Origin of the sequence: Sphingobacterium anhuiense (assembly GCF_042686355.1) — a bacterium.
GTDB lineage: Bacteria > Bacteroidota > Bacteroidia > Sphingobacteriales > Sphingobacteriaceae > Sphingobacterium > Sphingobacterium anhuiense.
Map to the genome: position 1 here is coordinate 190,124 of NZ_JBHUPE010000007.1, position 17,823 is coordinate 207,946.

The following is a 17,823-nucleotide window of genomic DNA, read 5'->3' on the forward strand; positions in this document are numbered from 1 at the left end:
TATTGGTAAAATTTAAAAAACTTAAACAAACAAGGATTATTTCATCTTACAAAATAACCTTGTTTGTGAACATCACTTCATATCCTCTAAATTTTATGAAGATAAACCATATTGTTTAATGCTAAGCTGTCTTGATCATTTTGGAATTCACAACCAACTACTTCATTTTCAAATCTGTACCTGCAATATCTTCCCAGCGATAATAATGGAAAGTTTTATCATCACTCATCGCAATAAAAAGACCATGCTTAAATGTATCATTTAATTTAACCGATACAACCTCCGAACCATCACTTTGTGTGGCCATGACCGGCACCGTTTTCAAGTGCTTATGTTCAAATGGATTTGTCTTAGTTCCTTCACGGCTAAATATCTGAAAACGATTTGCCCCCTGATCCGAAACCAATATATATCCCGTACTATCGGTCAATTTATAAATAGAAATACCTTCATGATCTTCTTTAAAACCTTCAGTTGCAAATAAAGCCAGTTGCTCATTTCCTTTTGCAGGATCTGCATAATATTGCTTTACTCCCACCTGTTCATCCGAATAGTAGATATATCCAAGTTCATTGTCTACCGCAATTGCCTCGATCTCCTTTTTCCCGCTAAAAGAACCAAATTTCCGCACAAAAGTTGCCTTTATAGCACCCGAACCATTATCCTCTAATAAATATTGCCACAGATAGCCATCTTTAGGACCATTTTTCCGTCCCACAATAGCATAAATCTCTCCTTTAGGTGAAGTATAAAGCGCAATGCCCATGAGATCCCTAAAATCAGGCGTTGTTTCACCTGCAAACATATCCAATCCACCCTGATCAATTGGTTTCATATCAGGGAGCGAAAATATCCGCAATTTATGCGTCATACGTTCTGTTGTTACAGCAATATCAACAGGTTTACCGTTCAAGATCAACCCATAAGCTATATCCACATTATTCGGACGTTTCAAATTGGGCACGACCTTATCTTTCACAATTTTACCCGTTAGGTCATAGACAAAAAGTGCTCCATCAGCATCTTTATCTGTTGCGATCACTAAACTCTTACTTGGATCAGATTTATCGATCCAGATCGCAGGATCATCTGAATCATAACGTACCGCATCGGTCACAAAAATAGGTTTAATGGCATCTGTAGCAACAGTATTAGTTTGCGGGTTATTGCAAGCCACCTGAAGTATCGCTGATACGATCAAAGAAATAGATAGTGTTGTTTTTAAAGTTATCATGTTGAGTAATTAAAATTTTGTTCCAAAAGCACCTGCATAAACTGCGGGTGTAGGTGAGTTATAGGTTAATCCATTTGACATGACCAATCCGGTAATGAAATGTGGTTTAAAAGATAAAGTTCCCGATTTTAGGGCTGGAGAATTCCCTTGAAGGTGAAAGTCCCAAGCCGAATCAAACACATAGTTATTAACCGAAGTCTCCAAAGGATAAGTTACAAATTTGGGATTATTCTCTCCCGCTAGTTTACCTCTAACATCATTTGATCCTGCTACAATATCATTCTTTCCAACCTGAAACTGATCTACAGTTAATTGATCTTGACCAAAGTACCAGTTATTGCTAAATATTGAACGATTATCTTCCGGTTTTTTAGGATCCCGCTTGACGCCAAATCGGGTATTGGCAAAAAGGTTATTGTAGATCTCCACTCTTACAGATGCCTCTATCCATATTGAACCACCTTTGGCAGTAGGTCTGCGCCATCCCGTATTAAGCATTGTATTATTATACACCATAATGTATGCTTGGGGAGTCTTGTCACCCGAATTTGACAGCTTTAAAGCATTCGTATTCACACTGTAAACCAGATTGTAGGCGACATCGGCAATAGAACCAGATTTAAAGTTCATCGCCTCACCACCTGTCACACCATTTGAGAAAAAGCGATTATTAGCAAAGATTATTTTTCCACCCTCAATATATGTACAGTCTTCATGAAAATGACTGATCGTACTATTCTGGACCACTAATTTCCCGTCAGCATTGGAAAACCAAAGCGCAGGTAGTGCCTCTCCCGATACTTTCTTATACAAGCCCATCTTCACAGAAGTTGAAGCATCTGATGTAATCGCACCGCCATATTCCAGAACAGTATGATCTAAAACCAGCTCTTGACAACTCGGAGCCGCTAAAATTCCACCCCAAAGTTTTCCAAATTCATTTGTTTTAGTTTTATACTGTTCTTCTACGGTAAATCTGATTGGATTATCATCTGTTCCCAGTGCATACAAATTACCCAAGACCACAATTTCTGGTTTATTCTCAGCATCCATCAAAATTGTCACTCCCTCTTCTATGGTCAATGTTTTGCCTTCGGGAATAATAATATCTCCTTTTATATGTTGCACACTGCCTTTACTCCATACTCCGGAGACCTCACCGATAGCACTGCCATCAGCCTCGCTCGTATCGACGTCAATATTCGCTTTTTCACATGCCGTTAGCATTAGAAAAAAACATGCTAGACACGATAAAATCATGTTATTTTTCATTGTAACAAATTGTTTAATTTTCATAATTGATTTGTTTTAACCACGATTAGGTCAAGATTGTTAAAATAAAATATTGGTGCTATCAGATTATTTGTTAAATAAATACCTTAGACCAAGGATATAATTTTGACCGTACAGATCTTTTCTAATAAGTGTATTGCCACCTTCCACTAACTTCTCCGCAATCTTTTCATTTTCAGGATTCGTTCCCTTTACATACAATTCCATCGGCGTATTGAGAATGTTATTGGCTTTCGCAAAAATGGCCCAACCTGTCCTAAATTTCTTTTCGATAGAAGCATCCAATTGAACAAATCCTTTCTGCCATAGATCGTCATTCAAAAATTGTGATACAGTATTGATACGAGAACCGGTATAGGAACCCGCCAATTGACCCTCCCAGCCTCTATTAGCATCCTTATAAAGCAAAGAAAGATTGGCTATATGTGCTGCCTGCCCGTATAAAGGACGCGTTTGGTCAACGATAATAGGTTCTGGATCTTGTGTTGTTTCATTTATTCTACGCGACATTTTTGCCGTAGTGATACGTGAGTGCGTATAGGTATAATTCGCTTTCATCCCGAACTTTTGGATGTATTTAATGTAATCCACTTCGATTCCAAAATTATTGGCATTACCAAAGTTACCCGGTGTGTAATACACATCCTGCTTGCGGACTTCATCTGGTTGAAACGTATACTCGATCGGGTTTTTAATCTTTTTGTAGAACATGCCAACAAAAAATTGTGACGAAGCCTCAGGAAACAATTCATAACGTAAATCAAAATTATCCGCAAGCGCATGTTTTAGATCTGGATTTCCTCTTTCTAAAAACTCTTCATTCACGACAGAGGAAGGAACGATTTCATAAAAACCGGGACGATTCAATGCGCGATAATAAGCGGCATGAAGTTGCTGTTTCTCTTTCAAATGATACTTGACGGTCAAACTTGGCAACCATTCCGTATAGACTTGAGATCCTTCTGGTCTCTTTTCCCCTGCAGGAAACAGTAATTTATAATCTTGATTGGTATGTTCCATACGGATCCCTCCAATCATTTGGAGTTTGTCACTTTCATAATTAAACATTCCGTATACTGCTGTAGTTTTCTCATTAGCATCATAAGTCAAAGGATTAGCAACGGCACCATTAGGATTGGTCACGGTCAAATTCAGTTCCGTATAATTTTGAAAATCTACACCATATTTATACTTTGCCTCTTCCGCAGATGCAGGAGAAAGGTTGTAATTATTATAGAAACTACTCCGTTGTTTATCACGGTATAATCCCCCTGTAGACAACTCCAATTTACCATCTGTCATGGGTACTTTATAAGCCACATCCCAATAACCCGCATAATCATTGTCGGTATTCCTTTCCCAACGGTAGGTAACAGGCGATTTATTAACAAGAGAAGTGCGCTTACGCTCAAAATTTTCTTGAATACCGTCTAAACTTATCGTGGTATTTTGAGGCAGTTGATTACTAGCAGAGGACAGCGCACCCGACCACCTTACATTCAGTCTATTATCCATAAAACGATGATCACCCTGCAAGGTTCCGTTATAAATTTGTTGCTGTGTCTTTCGACTTCGCGTTACATAGGTCAATTCTGCCTTTCCAATATTAGGATCATATTGCCCATTATAGATGGTATTGACCGCATCACGAAGTTGCGTATTATTCAGATTCACATACATTTGATAAAAGCTCAAACGATGATTTGGATTAAAACGATAGTCGATTTTATTATGTAGACCTAAGCGCTGCTGCTGTTCATCATACTGACGATCTTGTTGCTCAGTAATAACTGCATTCGGATTTACGCCGACCACAGCAGATTTATAAAAAACAGAGCGGCTTCCACGGTGCAGATTTTGATAACTTGCCCCCACGATTACACCCAGCTTATCATCCAGATAGCGGTTCCCGAAAGTTAAATTACCAACGACATCTGGCGAAGGCTTTTTATAGGTATAGTCTAATACCCCTTTATTAAAATCTGCTGAAGTCGCATTGTAATTTTTACCATGAAGTTCATATGGTGATTTGGATGAAGTTCCACCAGCTGCGAAACTTCCAAAGTCCTGATTAAAATAACGTTGACTATATCCCGTCGCCAAATTAGCCTGTAGTAATAATTTGCTTGGCGCAGCTTTCATAACCATATTCACAACACCGCCAACAGCATCTGCCTCCATATTTGGTGTAAGCGATTTGTATACTTCCAGACGTTCTAACATATTTGAAGGAAACAAATCTAATGGTACGTAGCGATACTTATTATCTGGACTTGGTACTTTTACACCATTGACCAAGGTTGTGTTATAACGCTTATCCATACCTCTTAAAATTGCATACTGCCCTTCTCCATTAGAATTCCGTTCTATAGAAACCCCCGATACGCGTTGCACAACGTTTGCGACCGTGATATCTGGAGAAATCTCAATAGCTCTAGCCGAAACAACATTTATGATCTGCGATGCGTTCTTTTCCAGCCGTCTCGCACTGGGATCATCATCACCGCCGTTTCGCTGTCCTTTGATCGTTACCTCCATCAATTTTTGATCTGTAGAAGTAAGTTGAAAAATAAAATGGGGAGTATCTTCTTTTTTAATTTCGATTTCCTGGGTAAATTCGGCATAGGCCATATGTCTAATATGTATTTTGACCTTTCCTACGGACAATCCCTTTAATTCAAATGAACCATCCAATTGTGTTTTGGTAGATAGTCCACTTTGTTCAAAAAAAACCGTGGCTCCAGTTATGGCTTCACCGGTTTGACCATCCAATACTTTACCTTTGATTTTGGTTGCATATGCTGCACTGACCGAAATGCTGGAGGCAAGTAATACCGTTAAAAAATTTTTCATTTTGCTTAGATTATATATGAATCTTTGATCGTTGAGCAAATATGACATCCAATTTCAGTTTCACAAAATAGCAAGCGTTACAACAAGGAAACAAAGAGATTTACGGACTATACAATAAGGAAACAAAATCAATCAACAAACTACTAATCAATCGATTAATAGAAAAATAAACGCCATTACCATTCCGTTATCGTTATGTTAAGAAATTATGAAATACTGAGTAGGTAACCTGTAAGATCTTCACCTTGTTCCAATTTTAACTTTTTTCTCAGGCGATGTCTAGCCACACGAAGGCTATCTTGTGATATCCCCAAAAGCACAGCAATATCTGTGTTGTTCAAATTTATTTTAAGCAATGCGATCAAGCGCATATCAGCAGCAGTTAAATCTGAAAACCGTTGTATTAGTTTTTCAAAAAAACTGTGATGTACTCTTTCAAAAGTCACCATAAATTCTTTCCAATGAATACCCTGTGTAATATTTTCATTGATCTGCAAAACCAGATCGTGCATTTGCTTTTTTTGATCCCGTCGTTCATCCTTAACCATTACTTTTAACTCATCTCGGAGCTGTTCCAAAAATTGGTTATTACGGATTAAATTCAAAGTATGCGACGTCAACTCCTTCTCTTTGAGCGTCAGCTCCTGCTTAAGCTGTTTATCTTCGAGCAACTGATTTTTAAGTGCAATTTCTGCTAATTCCCTTTCCGCTTCTTGCTTTCGCGACTCGGTCATCTGATTATTGATTTTTATTTTTTGACGACTATACAGCACATACGATAAAATAATTAACAAGATCAAAAAAACAATAGTTCCCAGCAATAAAATGGAGTTGATCTTTTTAGTGACCTGCAATTGTTCAATTTCTTCTGTTTTTTGATTCATATCATAAAGTGCCTGAAAAAAAGCAGTATGCCTAGCCCCATCTACACTATATAACTCCAGCACAAGCTTCCGACTTCGCTCTGCATAAACATAAGCACTATCCATTTGACCGCTTAATGCATATGTTTTGCTTAGATCTTTAGTTGTTGCCGACATCTGATACACATCTCCCAATTTCTCTGCCATATCAAAAGCCCACTGTGTTAATTGTATACTTTCCGAAAACTTGCCGGTCTTCCTGAAAATATCACCCATATTATTCACCACTACAATCTTTCCGTAGTTGTCTTGCGTTTCATCATATAAGTCACGTGCTTTTTCAAAATGATCAAATGCCCGATCATACTGTTCCAAATCTTCATAAATACTCCCCAGATTCTCATGAATCTTAGCTTCGCCATTTTTATTTCCTTCTTCGTTATAAATCGCTAAGGCCCGCATTTGGTATACGAATGCCGAATCATAATCAGCGACCTTTTCAAATAGATGACCAATATTGCCCAATATACCAGCTTCACCATTTTTATCTTTCTCAGCTCTGAAAGAATGGAGCGCTTTATTAAAGTAATTTTTGGCTAGATCATGCTGTTTGTTAAAAATATAGAGTTCGCCTATATCACTCCAATTAGATGCGAGTAATTGTTTCGCATTTAACTGGGTGTAGATACGGTCCGCTTGGAAATAATAATCTTGCGCCTGTCCATAATGCCCTTGATTAACACATAACCACCCTATTGCCTGTAAACAATTGGCTTGTAATAACAAGTCTTTATCACCAACCGCCTCAGCATACCGCTTTTTGACTAGCGTAATCGCAGAATCAGGATAGTTTTGACTTAACACCCGAATATCTTTAAACGATTCTACCTGTGCATGTGCGGTGTCACCGATAAATGCCTGTGCTATAAATAGTATTAAAAATATAATTTTATCAGAAATCCTCATATTCAAGTAACTAATTGATGTTGATGTGCAAATGTACACGAAGCATGTTAACAGAATATTAAATCACATTACATGCACGGCCACTTAACATCATAGAAAAAAGATCGATTATCATATCGTGTAAAATGTGTTAAAGCATATTACAAGACACCAGGGAACTATCTCTAAACAGAACATATATGCCTTTAAATAATAACAACACCACATCCCCATAGAAGAACTGGTTTATAGTCAGTATACTCTTATAAATTACCAGGATAACAAATAATATACATTAGAAGAGAATAATTTCAAGTAAACTATCTATATATTTCTCTATGAAAATATTTTCAAATAGAAATGAGGAAAATTTTCATTAAATTTAGCTACATGATAATATTGCATTTAATTTATGGGATTGTGATCGTGATAAACCTGATCCAGTTTTACAGAATGATTAGAAAGAAGATTTCTAATAAGAACACAAGCAATAAAAATATATTAATCAGCAAACTAGATACATTAAAGGAATTTTAAAATTAACATGAAAAACTTTATCTTCTATTTAGTGATCCTATTAGTAGGATTTTGTACCATATCATGTAAAAAAAATAGGATAGATGGTGATTGGGATGATAATATTAAGCTCTCTCAAAAAATAGTAAATTTTGATTCTGAAGCAAGCTCCATCATCATTACCACTAAATCCACAAATTGGTGGCTAAATGACATCTCCATCAACGGTAAGAGTATGGACATCACGAATATCGAAGTAGGAGCAAAAAATTTTGTTGTAAATAATCTAGATTTCCAAATAGAAAGAAAAGAGGGTAATAAAATCACTATTAGTCTCACAAGAAATAATTCAAATAGTGAAAGGATTTTACAGATTGGATTACAAAATGGAAATTACTTTGATGGCATAAAAATTGTTCAATCTAAATAGCGATCTCTTCAAAATAAATACTATTACATTCTTCTACTTTCGTGCTCAAGTACTGATTTTCGCGTACGTTGCGCTTTCGTTGTTCCACTACTAAAACGGTAGCAAAAACTTTACCGTACCTGCCTCGACTCATAAGACCCATAACTGTTAGACACAAAGCCAGAAAAATTTTGAGTGTACTTACTCTGGTTGTCTACATGGATCCATTATATGCAATCATTGCAAATGGATTGATCGTAATAAAAATCTATAATACTTCCTACCGATGATTTTTTCACGTATTTATCCAATATTATTATCAATAGCTATCATAAGGCTCTAAAAATTTGCCAATTACAGTTTTAGGAAACATTACATTATGTAATACAAATAAACATTATATTTGTTGATGAACCTCATGGAATACAAGAACTGCAGCGATGAACAACTCTTCGAGCTTATCAAGCTCGGAAATGCCAATGCATTTCAATTCCTATACGACCGTTTATTCTATCCACTATTAGGACAAGCACTACGTAAAGTAAAATTAAAGGAGGATGCTCAAGATCTGACACAAGATCTTTTCATGAACTTATGGAACAAGCGGGATACGATTCATATCGAAGGTAAAGTCATCAACTTCCTATTTACCTCACTACGCAATAGTGTGATCAATTTCTATATCAAAACCAAAAAACAGGATGAGCGAGAAGAACTGTTTCAATATTTTAAAGGCTATTGTGAAGAAACAACTGACCGCACCATCCATAAAAATGAACTTGAGCAGATCATACAAAATGAGGTTGATGCACTTCCGCTTAAGATGAAGCAGATCTATCTGTTGAGTAGAAATCAGGAACTATCACATAAGGAAATTGCAGAGCTAATGGCCATCTCCGAACTGACAGTAAAAAAACAAGTCGCAAATGCACTCAAGATCCTGAAGAAAAAAATTAATTATGTACTTCTTACTTTAATTTGATTTTCATCTACTCCCTTTGCACTTTAGTCTTGTCTTGTTTATAGAAGACCTAATAAACAAAGATGAAAGATCAGGAAATAATAGATTTACTAACACGCTATAAAAACCGTACGTGTACGGAATCTGAAAAACGTACCGTAGAATCATGGTACAACACTTTAGATTTTAAACACGCCATAACAAGTGGCGAATATGAATCGATAAAGGAACAGAGCTGGAATCGTGTGAATCCGATCCAAAAGAAAAAAAATAACCTGTACCGCTATGCTGCTATACTGATAGCATTTCTATCTTTTTCCGTGTTGATCTATTATGTATCCCAAACGAATAAACCGACTTTAGTGGAACTCTCCCGAATCAAACCGGGAACCAACCGGGCAACTTTAATCCTTGGACAAAAAGATTCATTGGATCTAACCCAATTAAAAATCGGTAGTGTTGTTGAGTCAAACGGTATCAAAATCAAAAAGCTTGCAGATGGTACGATTTCATACGAAGTAAAGCAAACTGCATCGACAACAGGTTTACATAATAAACTCATCGTACCCCGTGGCGGACAATATCGAATCATCCTATCCGATAGCTCGGTTATCTTAGTAAATTCAGAGTCAGAAATCGAGTTTCCTTCCCGATTTAATGAAACAGAACGACGCATCAAGATGGTTGGTGAAGGTTATTTTGAAGTTGCCAAGCATAAAAGCAAACCCTTTATTGTTCAGTCAAAAGAACAGGAAGTTACTGTTCTAGGAACGAAATTTAACATCGAGGCCTACCGCAATGATAAATATATCACGACAACCCTAGTTGAAGGAAAAGTCAGCGTAGCATCCGAAAAAGAGCAGGTTTTACTCAAACCTGGAGAGCAATCCATATTTGATGGTGAAAAAATCCTAATCTCCAAAGCCAAGATCGCCTCAACTACCGCATGGAAAGACAACCTCTTCATTTTCCAGAGTGCACCGCTAGGTAACATCATGCAAAAAATAGCGAGATGGTACAATATCGAAGTAACCTTTGAAAATAAAGAACTCGCTCAGATCCAGTTTACAGGAAGTATTTCAAAATACCAAGATATCGAACAAGTACTGCAGTTATTGGAAATGACCGATAAAGTGAAATTTGCCATTGAGTATCAAACGATCTATGTAAAAACAAAATAATTAATACTAACCTTATGAATAAAAATTACTTCAATCATGTAAGATGGTATCTTACGTTATTGCTGTTGACAGCCTTTTTTATCCAGTTTTCTCTTGCAGGCTATGCTCAGAAAGTCACGATTGAGGTTCATAACAGCTCCTTAAAATCGGTTATTCAGCAATTAGAACGGCAAAGTTCATATCGCTTTTTATATGCAGATGAGGTTTTAAAAAACACAATTCCGGTAACCATTTCTCGTCAAAGGATTAATTTTAAAGACGTATTAAACGAAATCTTTGAGACACAGCCGCTGCAGATCCAGATTCAAGATAAAACCATCATCATTAAATCTAAAGAACAGCAATTGGGAGCTGTTTCAGGAAATATAAGACAGTCCGAAAACAATGCGCCGATGCGTGGAGTAACCGTGAAAATTGTTGGAAAAGGTCTGGATCTCATCACGATGTCTGACGATACAGGAGGTTTTATCTTTGCAGAATTGCCTTATGGTACCTACCAACTGTCTTATAGCTATATCGGCTATTTCACAACCGCATCATTGATTCTTCTCGATAGAGCAAATGTCAACCAGATGATGAAGATGACTGTTGCAGATGCTAAATTGGATCAGGTAGTCATTATCGGTTATGGTAGTAAACAGCAAAAAGACATCACCAGTGCAGTATCATCGATTGATCAGCAAAAGTTAGCCGATTTCAGTAATAATGCGGCAACTTTTGAATCAGTCTTAGGCGGAGCCGTAAAGGGCGTGATGGTAACTCAAAATTCAGGAGCACCAGGATCGACAGCTAAATTGAATATCAGAGGTATTACATCACCATTATCAGGGAGTACCAATGAGCCGCTGTACGTCATTGATGGAGTTCCATTTTTTATTGAGCCATCTGCCGATTTTCCAACCATCAATCCTCTGGTCAATATCCCGGTATCAGAAATAGAAAGTATTGATATCTTGAAAGATGCCGCAGCCACTGCTATCTATGGTTCCCGTGGTGCTAACGGTGTTGTTATTGTCAAAACAAATCGAGGCAAGAAAAACAAACCGTTTATCATTGCTGCCGATTATACACAATCCATTAGCAATCCAACGAAGATGTACAACACATTATCCGTTGAACATTTTAAAGATTCACAGAAAATAATCATTCAAAATACCATAGATGGGATTAATAATGGAAAAATAGATCCATATGAGGCCTATTACAACCAGATACCCGCAATGGAGATTATGGGCAAATTAACCCCTCTGGAGGATGATGGTTTTGGTACACCCCTTACTTATCGTTTTGATGGATTAAACGAAGGTGCATTTTATGATGGCCATACCGACTGGACCAAATTAATTCGTAACAAAAATGCACGTACCTCTCAATTTAACGTTTCGCTCAATGGCGGGTCTGAAAGCAGTAACCTAGCCTTCAACTTTAACGCTTTTGACCAAGAAGGATTATACATTAATAATGGTCTAAAGCGGTATAGTAGCCGTATCGCTTTTGACAGTGATATCAATAAACGACTGAAAGTAGGCGCCTCATTAAGTTACGCTTACAGCACATTAATATATGGTCAACAGTTGTTCTCGGAAGGACAAACAAAACCTTGGCTTGTAAGGCCTGACGTTTCGGCTTACGACAATGCTGGAAACTTTTCATCCATAGACGGGACATTGATGTATGGTGCTCCTGTCCTATTAGCCAATCCACTTGCACAACTCAATAATAGAGGTGCAAATCATATCAATCAATTCTTAGGAGGTGCTTACGCGACATATGAGTTCGTTAAAAATTTAAAACTCCATACCGATATCAGTGTAGGATCCTACAACGGTGGAGCACAGATATTCTCTCCGACATATGCTCAAGATGATTTTTCGGCATACGGATCCAACCTCTATGCGACACTCAACACCAATGCATCAAATAACAGCAATACAAGTCTCAATTTTCGCCTCGATTACGATTGGAAAAAGGAGCAACACCAGCTATATATAATGGCCGGTATGGGTTTCGACCGTTACAAAAACAGCGGCGAGTCGCACAGTTATGAGGAATTCCCTGACAATGAAATCTTGACGGATCCCGGTTCCGCGGCAAGAGATATTTATTTTAATTATTTCCGCACAGACCAGGGCCTCAACTCCATTTATAGCAGATTAAGCTATAAATTCCAGGATCGTTATTTAGCTGAGGCCAATTTTAGAACAGACGAATCCTCTAAATTTGGCCCCGGAAATAAACGCGCATACTTCCCTTCTCTCTCGTTAGGATGGCGAATCAATAAAGAGCAGTTTATGTACGATATAGACTGGGTGAATGATTTAAAATTACGTCTCAGCTGGGGAAATACCGGATCAACCAATATTGCTAACTTTTTATACCGTCAGTTTTTTGTACGTGGTTCAAATGACCTCTGGGGTGGAAAACCCGCCATCGTACTCGACCCAAATGTGCCTAATCGGAACGTAAAATGGGAAAAAACACGTGAATACAATACCGGGTTAGATTTTTCTTTATTCAAAAACCGTCTCACAGGTAGCTTTGATATCTATGACCGCTATACAACCGGGGCATTAGCTCCCGCACCTGTACCACTTGAGGCAGGTTCAAATACTTATTATGCCAACATCATCGACATGAGCAATACCGGTCTTGAGCTGGAATTGGGATATGATATCATTAAAAAACAAGATTTCAACTGGAAACTTTCTTTTAATATTGCACGTAATAAAAATAAAATTCAAAAATTACACGGTGCCAATATTAATCAATATGCTGTCGATTCTTATTTAGAGGGCTATCCCGCGGGTACAAAAAAGGGATACTTGGTCGATAAAATATTCAATAACCAAGAAGAGATTGATCTTCTTAACAGTCAATCTCCTACAGGTTATTATCAAAATATCGCGACGGGCATTGGAGACTACAAATACCAGGATCTAAATGATGATGGCGTTATCAATACAGATGACCGCACAGTCATTGCTACTGCGCAACCCAAATATTTTGGAGGTATCTACAACCGCCTCAACTATAAAAATTTCAACTTATCGTTTGTATTTCAATATTCAAAAGGAGCAAAAGCGATTATGGATGATTTCCAGAACAGTCTATTCGGCATACTAGGCCAAAATCTTAATCAAGAAATCTATAACGACATGTGGTCTCCCGAAAATATGGAAGCTCATTTTGCTAAAATAACCTATTATGATCCGGCCGCAAATTCCCGTACTTCAGATCGATTGGTTTATGAAACTTCTTTTCTACGTCTAAAAAATATCAGTTTAAGCTATACACTTCCCAAAGACTGTTTACAAAAATGGAAGATGAACCAGATCACGATATCCGCATCAGCATCAAATCTATGGACCGGTACAAAATGGCCCGGTCTAGATCCTGAATTTGTAGGAAGTTCCATTGTTTCCAATACTTCCAGCAATGATAGCTATCCCATGTCTAAAACATTCTCACTAGGTATTAAAGCATCCTTTTAAAGCAACATCGATATGAACATCAAATATTTAGCCTTTTTTATTACTGCTGTTAGCAGTCTAAATGCTTGCTCAATGGTTGGCAACATTGACGATATCAAACCCTATTATAAGATGGAAACGGACAATGTGATTTACAATTCTGCATCGGCCGAAGCTGTACTCCGAGGTGTTTACAAAAGCTGGAGAACGTTTAATATAGCGTCATTTCGTCCCTATATGTCTATTTTATCAGGAACCACAGCCAGTAAAGGTGGGGGCGTGACAGGTGGACAAGAATTTATCAACAACAGTATCCAGGCCAACAATATAGCATTATCCAATATTTACCAGGGCACCTATCTGACTATCAATACTGCCAATAACTTAATTATGTTAATGGAACGTGGCGATGCCAAGGGGATGCCGGCACAACGTACCAATGAAATTATCGCTGAATGTAAGGTGCAGCGTGCGCTTGCCCATTTTCAGCTCTTACGTCATTTCGGCTACTTCTTTGATCTGAATTCACCCTATGGTATTGTACTGAGAAATAAACCGTTCGAAGGAACAGAAACTGCTCCACGAGCAAATGTTCAGGAGAGCTACAATTTTATTATGCAGGATCTTGACGACGCTATAAACCAGGCACCAGAACATCAAGAACTACATTATTATGTAACCAGAACAACGGCCAAGGCCATTAAAGCAAAAGTATTATTGCATATGGGAAAATATGCAGAGGCGGCACGTTTTGCAAAAGAAGTCATTGATGAGGCACAAGATAAAGGATATGCATTAGAAGACAACTTTAGCAGCATATTTACCAACGGATTTGACTCGTCAGAAGCACTCTTTGCAACCTACACATTCGGTTCAACAGAAACAGTATCAGATCAAATATCCAGAACAACATATAGCGACTACACAAAACGTATGGCAGACGCTCTTGAAGGATCAGAATCTGACGGTAATCTAACAACAGGAAATGGCTATGACAGACGTTTTTACCTCATGTTTAATCCCACTCTAGCCGGAGCCCAAGGAAATGGAAAATACCCTTATTCATCAAATGGAGCTGGAAAACATAACACCCAGATGATCTTACGATTAGGTGAAATCTATTTTATCCATGCCGAAGCGTCAATTCGCAACGGCAATGATGCTTTAGGAAGAAAAAGCTTTCAGACGGTGGCATCGCGAGCAGGATACCCTGAAGACTATGTATCAAAATTAAAAAGCGATGTCTTATTGGACCATATCTTCAAACATAAAATTTTAGAACTGTTTGCTGAAAATGGCGAAGATTGGTTTGATTTTGTCCGTTTTTATAAAGCAAAAAATATCGCGATCAATGCCATAAAATCCAGTATTAAAACAGAATCACAATTAGTTTTACCACTACCACAATCCGCATTGGCAGGAAATAATCTATTAAAACAAAATCCATTGTAACAAGAGTTACGTCGCCATTTCAATGAAATAATGATCTCTAAAATAAACTCTAAAAATGAAAAAAACATTATTAACCCTTGCTTTGAGCAGTATGACTTTGCTCTCAATTGCTCAAAAACAATTTACGCTAACAGGAAAAATTAAAGGCCAAAAAGCCAATGGTCAACTCGTTAAATTATTAGGAGGCAGTGACCAGCGCATCATCGGGTCTGCGGTCATTAAAAATAATACATTCCAGATCAAAGGTGAAATTCCAGAAGCCGAATTGATCCGAATGACTATTGCCCCTACCGCCAAAGCTGAAGAATCGACTTGGAAGGCGAGCATGTTTTATCTGGATCAAGGCCGTATTAATTTAACGGGAAATATTGATAGTTTACCATCTTTTTATTACCGACCAAATCTTCCACAGGTTAAACCAGTAATCGAAGGTTCACAAGCACAGAGCCTTGCAGATCAACTTAGCAACCTGAACCAAAACGAAAGAAAAGAAATCAGTCGTCTTGATCAAGCCTATATGAGTGAGTATTATACACCATCCTTGGAAGAAAAGTTTAACACACAACGCGGTATAGCGATCTTAAAAGAGATCGCCCCTCTTAAAAAGAATATTTTTGAAAGAAAATGGAATTTTATCAAAAACAACCCTGAGGCCCGGGTTTCATTAGATGAGGCCAGCTATATGATCATGGGCTATGGGGAAGATAATTTATCCCGGAATCAGATGGATGAGCTGATTACTATTTTCGCTCCCTATTGGAATGGTAAAAGGGCGTATACTGATTTAAAAGAAATGATCTCAAAGGCTAGAGCAACTGCAATAGGTTCTAAAATTATCGATGGACCGCTTATGGATCAGGAAGGCAAACAAGTACAGCTGTTATCTATATTTCCAAAAGATAAGAAATACATTTTGTTAGAATTTTGGGCTTCTTGGTGTGGTCCGTGCCGTGGCGAAATCCCTCATTTAAGACATACTTATTCGGAATGGAAAGACAAAGGTTTTGACATTGTCAGTATCTCACTTGACGAAAAGGACAAAGACTGGAAAAAAGCGATGTCTGAAGAAAATATGAATTGGAATCAATACAATGCCCCTGCAGGTTTTGATAGCAAAATCGCCCGAAGTTATGATATCCAAGGAATTCCTTATGCATTATTAATTGATAATGAAGGACGTATCGTAAAACATGCTATGCGTGGTGCTAGTTTAGACCAAGCTTTAGCTGAGCTTATTCAATAAAAAAATTACCTACCTTAATTACATGTCAATGGATAGCGGTATACGATCTAGGTATACCGCTCATTCATTAAATACCTCTTCTTAATACGGTTCACAAATATTTACACGTAATCCATAGTCAACTCACACGAAAGAGAATAGATTAGAAAATGAAACTGCTACATTCCTCTTAGTTCACTTCTATTAACTTCAGCGCCATAATCAATTCTTGATTTAGAAAGACAGTCTGGGAAATTTGTCCTTATATAACTCATCATCTCTTCTCTTACATAGCATCGAAGATCAAAAGCCTGTCCCGAGTTACGGCAACTCATTAAGCAACGAATCTCCATCGTTCGCTCTTTCAGATCAGTCACCTGCAGGACATTGACCTTACCATCCCACAAAGGATGATGCATAAGCAATGAGCCTAATTTTTCTCGTAATTGTTGGACAGGAATCGCGAAATCAACATAAATAAATACAGTTCCTAATATCTCTGCCGTAGTTCTCGTCCAATTCTGAAACGGTTTTTCGATGAAATAGGTAATAGGCAGCACCAGACGGCGCTTATCCCAGATATTAACCACGACATAAGTCAGATTGATTTCTTCGACCTTACCCCACTCGCCCTCAACGACCAGCACATCATCCATCCGAATGGGCTGTGTAAAAGCAATCTGAAAACCTGCTAATAAATTTCCAAGAGATTTCTGAGCGGCAAAACCAATGATTATACCACCAACTCCGACACCCGTCAGCAGTCCAGCACCTATCTTCTGCATACTTTCGAAGCTTAGCAAAATAATGGCAAAAGACACAACGATGATAATAGTAATAAAGACCTTTCGAATAAAAACAATCTGTGTCCTAATTTTTCTTTCACGCAGGTTATTCTCTTTATTGATATCAAAACGATGATATAAATAATCTTCAAAAACTTTTATGGCCTGAATCAGAACAACAGCAAAAAAGCTGATCAGTAAGATTTCATTTATTTTACCGACAATATGCAATGTCGCAGCATTGAAACGCATAAAAGGTAACAAACTGTTAAAAACGACCAAGGGAATAAAAAGACTCAAAACCTTATTAAATCGCCGTATAAAAGACCGAAAGAGGGAATAAGATGACTGTGCGATCGCCTGATAACGCAAAATCGGAATAAATAAAATCTTAATGAGGATCCCGAGTGCAAACGAAAACAGTATAAATGCAGTATTCCATATCCAAGCCGGAAATTTTTGTGAAAGTTGAATTAATTCTTCGTTCATCATTATTTTTCTTTTTTTATGCTACCATTATTATGTACTATAAGTATAACGGTATGCTTGGCCTAACGTTTGTTTTATTTTAAAAAAGGAATAAAACCAACTGATTTAGAGATCGCAACGAATATATTCAATTCACCGAAAAGCATTAAC

Annotated in this window: 11 protein-coding genes; 6 read left to right on the forward strand and 5 right to left on the reverse strand. The window is 37.6% G+C overall.

All coding sequences use genetic code 11. The annotated features are described in order from the left end of the window. Positions 1–157: 157 nt before the first annotated feature. The 4 genes from ACFS6I_RS17530 to ACFS6I_RS17545 all read right to left on the reverse strand — a co-directional run bounded on the left by ACFS6I_RS17530 (position 158) and on the right by ACFS6I_RS17545 (position 7,209). Positions 158–1,234 carry a phytase gene (locus ACFS6I_RS17530; RefSeq protein WP_380922526.1) on the reverse strand — a complete coding sequence of 359 codons (1,077 nt, stop codon included), beginning with the start codon at positions 1,232–1,234 and terminating at the stop codon, positions 158–160. Between the two features lie 9 nt (positions 1,235–1,243). Continuing rightward, positions 1,244–2,530 carry a right-handed parallel beta-helix repeat-containing protein gene (locus ACFS6I_RS17535; RefSeq protein WP_380922528.1) on the reverse strand — a complete coding sequence of 429 codons (1,287 nt, stop codon included), beginning with the start codon at positions 2,528–2,530 and terminating at the stop codon, positions 1,244–1,246. 63 nt (positions 2,531–2,593) lie between these two features. After that, positions 2,594–5,380, reverse strand: a complete 2,787-nt coding sequence (locus tag ACFS6I_RS17540; protein WP_380922530.1) for a TonB-dependent receptor — start codon at positions 5,378–5,380, stop codon at positions 2,594–2,596. Positions 5,381–5,586: 206 nt separating this feature from the next. Then, on the reverse strand, positions 5,587–7,209 hold the full coding sequence (locus ACFS6I_RS17545; protein WP_380922532.1) for a tetratricopeptide repeat protein: 1,623 nt from the start codon (positions 7,207–7,209) through the stop codon (positions 5,587–5,589). Between the two features lie 523 nt (positions 7,210–7,732). On the opposite strand from ACFS6I_RS17545, the gene ACFS6I_RS17550 reads away from it, so the two are divergent. The 6 genes from ACFS6I_RS17550 to ACFS6I_RS17575 all read left to right on the forward strand — a co-directional run bounded on the left by ACFS6I_RS17550 (position 7,733) and on the right by ACFS6I_RS17575 (position 16,420). Beyond that, positions 7,733–8,134, forward strand: coding sequence for a hypothetical protein (locus ACFS6I_RS17550; RefSeq protein ID WP_132840774.1), 402 nt, complete (start codon positions 7,733–7,735; stop codon positions 8,132–8,134). Between the two features lie 397 nt (positions 8,135–8,531). Continuing rightward, entirely contained in the window at positions 8,532–9,095 is a 564-nt protein-coding gene (locus ACFS6I_RS17555; protein WP_165902356.1) for an RNA polymerase sigma factor, read from the forward strand. A gap of 62 nt (positions 9,096–9,157) precedes the next feature. Then, positions 9,158–10,255 carry a FecR family protein gene (locus tag ACFS6I_RS17560; RefSeq protein ID WP_380922535.1) on the forward strand — a complete coding sequence of 366 codons (1,098 nt, stop codon included), beginning with the start codon at positions 9,158–9,160 and terminating at the stop codon, positions 10,253–10,255. 14 nt (positions 10,256–10,269) lie between these two features. Continuing rightward, entirely contained in the window at positions 10,270–13,746 is a 3,477-nt protein-coding gene (locus ACFS6I_RS17565; protein ID WP_380922537.1) for a SusC/RagA family TonB-linked outer membrane protein, read from the forward strand. A gap of 12 nt (positions 13,747–13,758) precedes the next feature. Continuing rightward, positions 13,759–15,177: a RagB/SusD family nutrient uptake outer membrane protein gene (locus ACFS6I_RS17570; RefSeq protein WP_380922539.1), complete on the forward strand. Its 1,419-nt coding sequence runs from the start codon at positions 13,759–13,761 to the stop codon at positions 15,175–15,177. Positions 15,178–15,232: 55 nt separating this feature from the next. Beyond that, a complete protein-coding gene (locus tag ACFS6I_RS17575) occupies positions 15,233–16,420 on the forward strand; it encodes a thioredoxin-like domain-containing protein (RefSeq protein WP_380922541.1) in 1,188 nt (395 codons plus the stop codon). A 158-nt stretch (positions 16,421–16,578) separates the two neighbouring features. Here ACFS6I_RS17575 and ACFS6I_RS17580 read toward each other — a convergent pair whose 3' ends face one another. After that, the gene (locus ACFS6I_RS17580) at positions 16,579–17,676 is read right to left on the reverse strand and encodes a mechanosensitive ion channel family protein (RefSeq protein WP_380922543.1); all 1,098 of its coding nucleotides are present in this window, start codon (positions 17,674–17,676) and stop codon (positions 16,579–16,581) included. Between the last annotated feature and the right edge of the window lie 147 nt (positions 17,677–17,823).

Excerpts from the sequence above, each read along its gene's own strand:
- ACFS6I_RS17540 (WP_380922530.1), bottom strand. The coding sequence starts at position 5,380 with ATGAAAAATTTTTTAACGGTATTACTTGCCTCCAGCATTTCGGTCAGT.
- ACFS6I_RS17545 (WP_380922532.1), bottom strand. The coding sequence starts at position 7,209 with ATGAGGATTTCTGATAAAATTATATTTTTAATACTATTTATAGCACAG.
- ACFS6I_RS17575 (WP_380922541.1), top strand. The coding sequence starts at position 15,233 with ATGAAAAAAACATTATTAACCCTTGCTTTGAGCAGTATGACTTTGCTC.
- ACFS6I_RS17535 (WP_380922528.1), bottom strand. The coding sequence starts at position 2,530 with ATGAAAATTAAACAATTTGTTACAATGAAAAATAACATGATTTTATCG.
- ACFS6I_RS17560 (WP_380922535.1), top strand. The coding sequence starts at position 9,158 with ATGAAAGATCAGGAAATAATAGATTTACTAACACGCTATAAAAACCGT.
- ACFS6I_RS17565 (WP_380922537.1), top strand. The coding sequence starts at position 10,270 with ATGAATAAAAATTACTTCAATCATGTAAGATGGTATCTTACGTTATTG.
- ACFS6I_RS17530 (WP_380922526.1), bottom strand. The coding sequence starts at position 1,234 with ATGATAACTTTAAAAACAACACTATCTATTTCTTTGATCGTATCAGCG.
- ACFS6I_RS17570 (WP_380922539.1), top strand. The coding sequence starts at position 13,759 with ATGAACATCAAATATTTAGCCTTTTTTATTACTGCTGTTAGCAGTCTA.
- ACFS6I_RS17550 (WP_132840774.1), top strand. The coding sequence starts at position 7,733 with ATGAAAAACTTTATCTTCTATTTAGTGATCCTATTAGTAGGATTTTGT.
- ACFS6I_RS17580 (WP_380922543.1), bottom strand. The coding sequence starts at position 17,676 with ATGATGAACGAAGAATTAATTCAACTTTCACAAAAATTTCCGGCTTGG.
- ACFS6I_RS17555 (WP_165902356.1), top strand. The coding sequence starts at position 8,532 with ATGGAATACAAGAACTGCAGCGATGAACAACTCTTCGAGCTTATCAAG.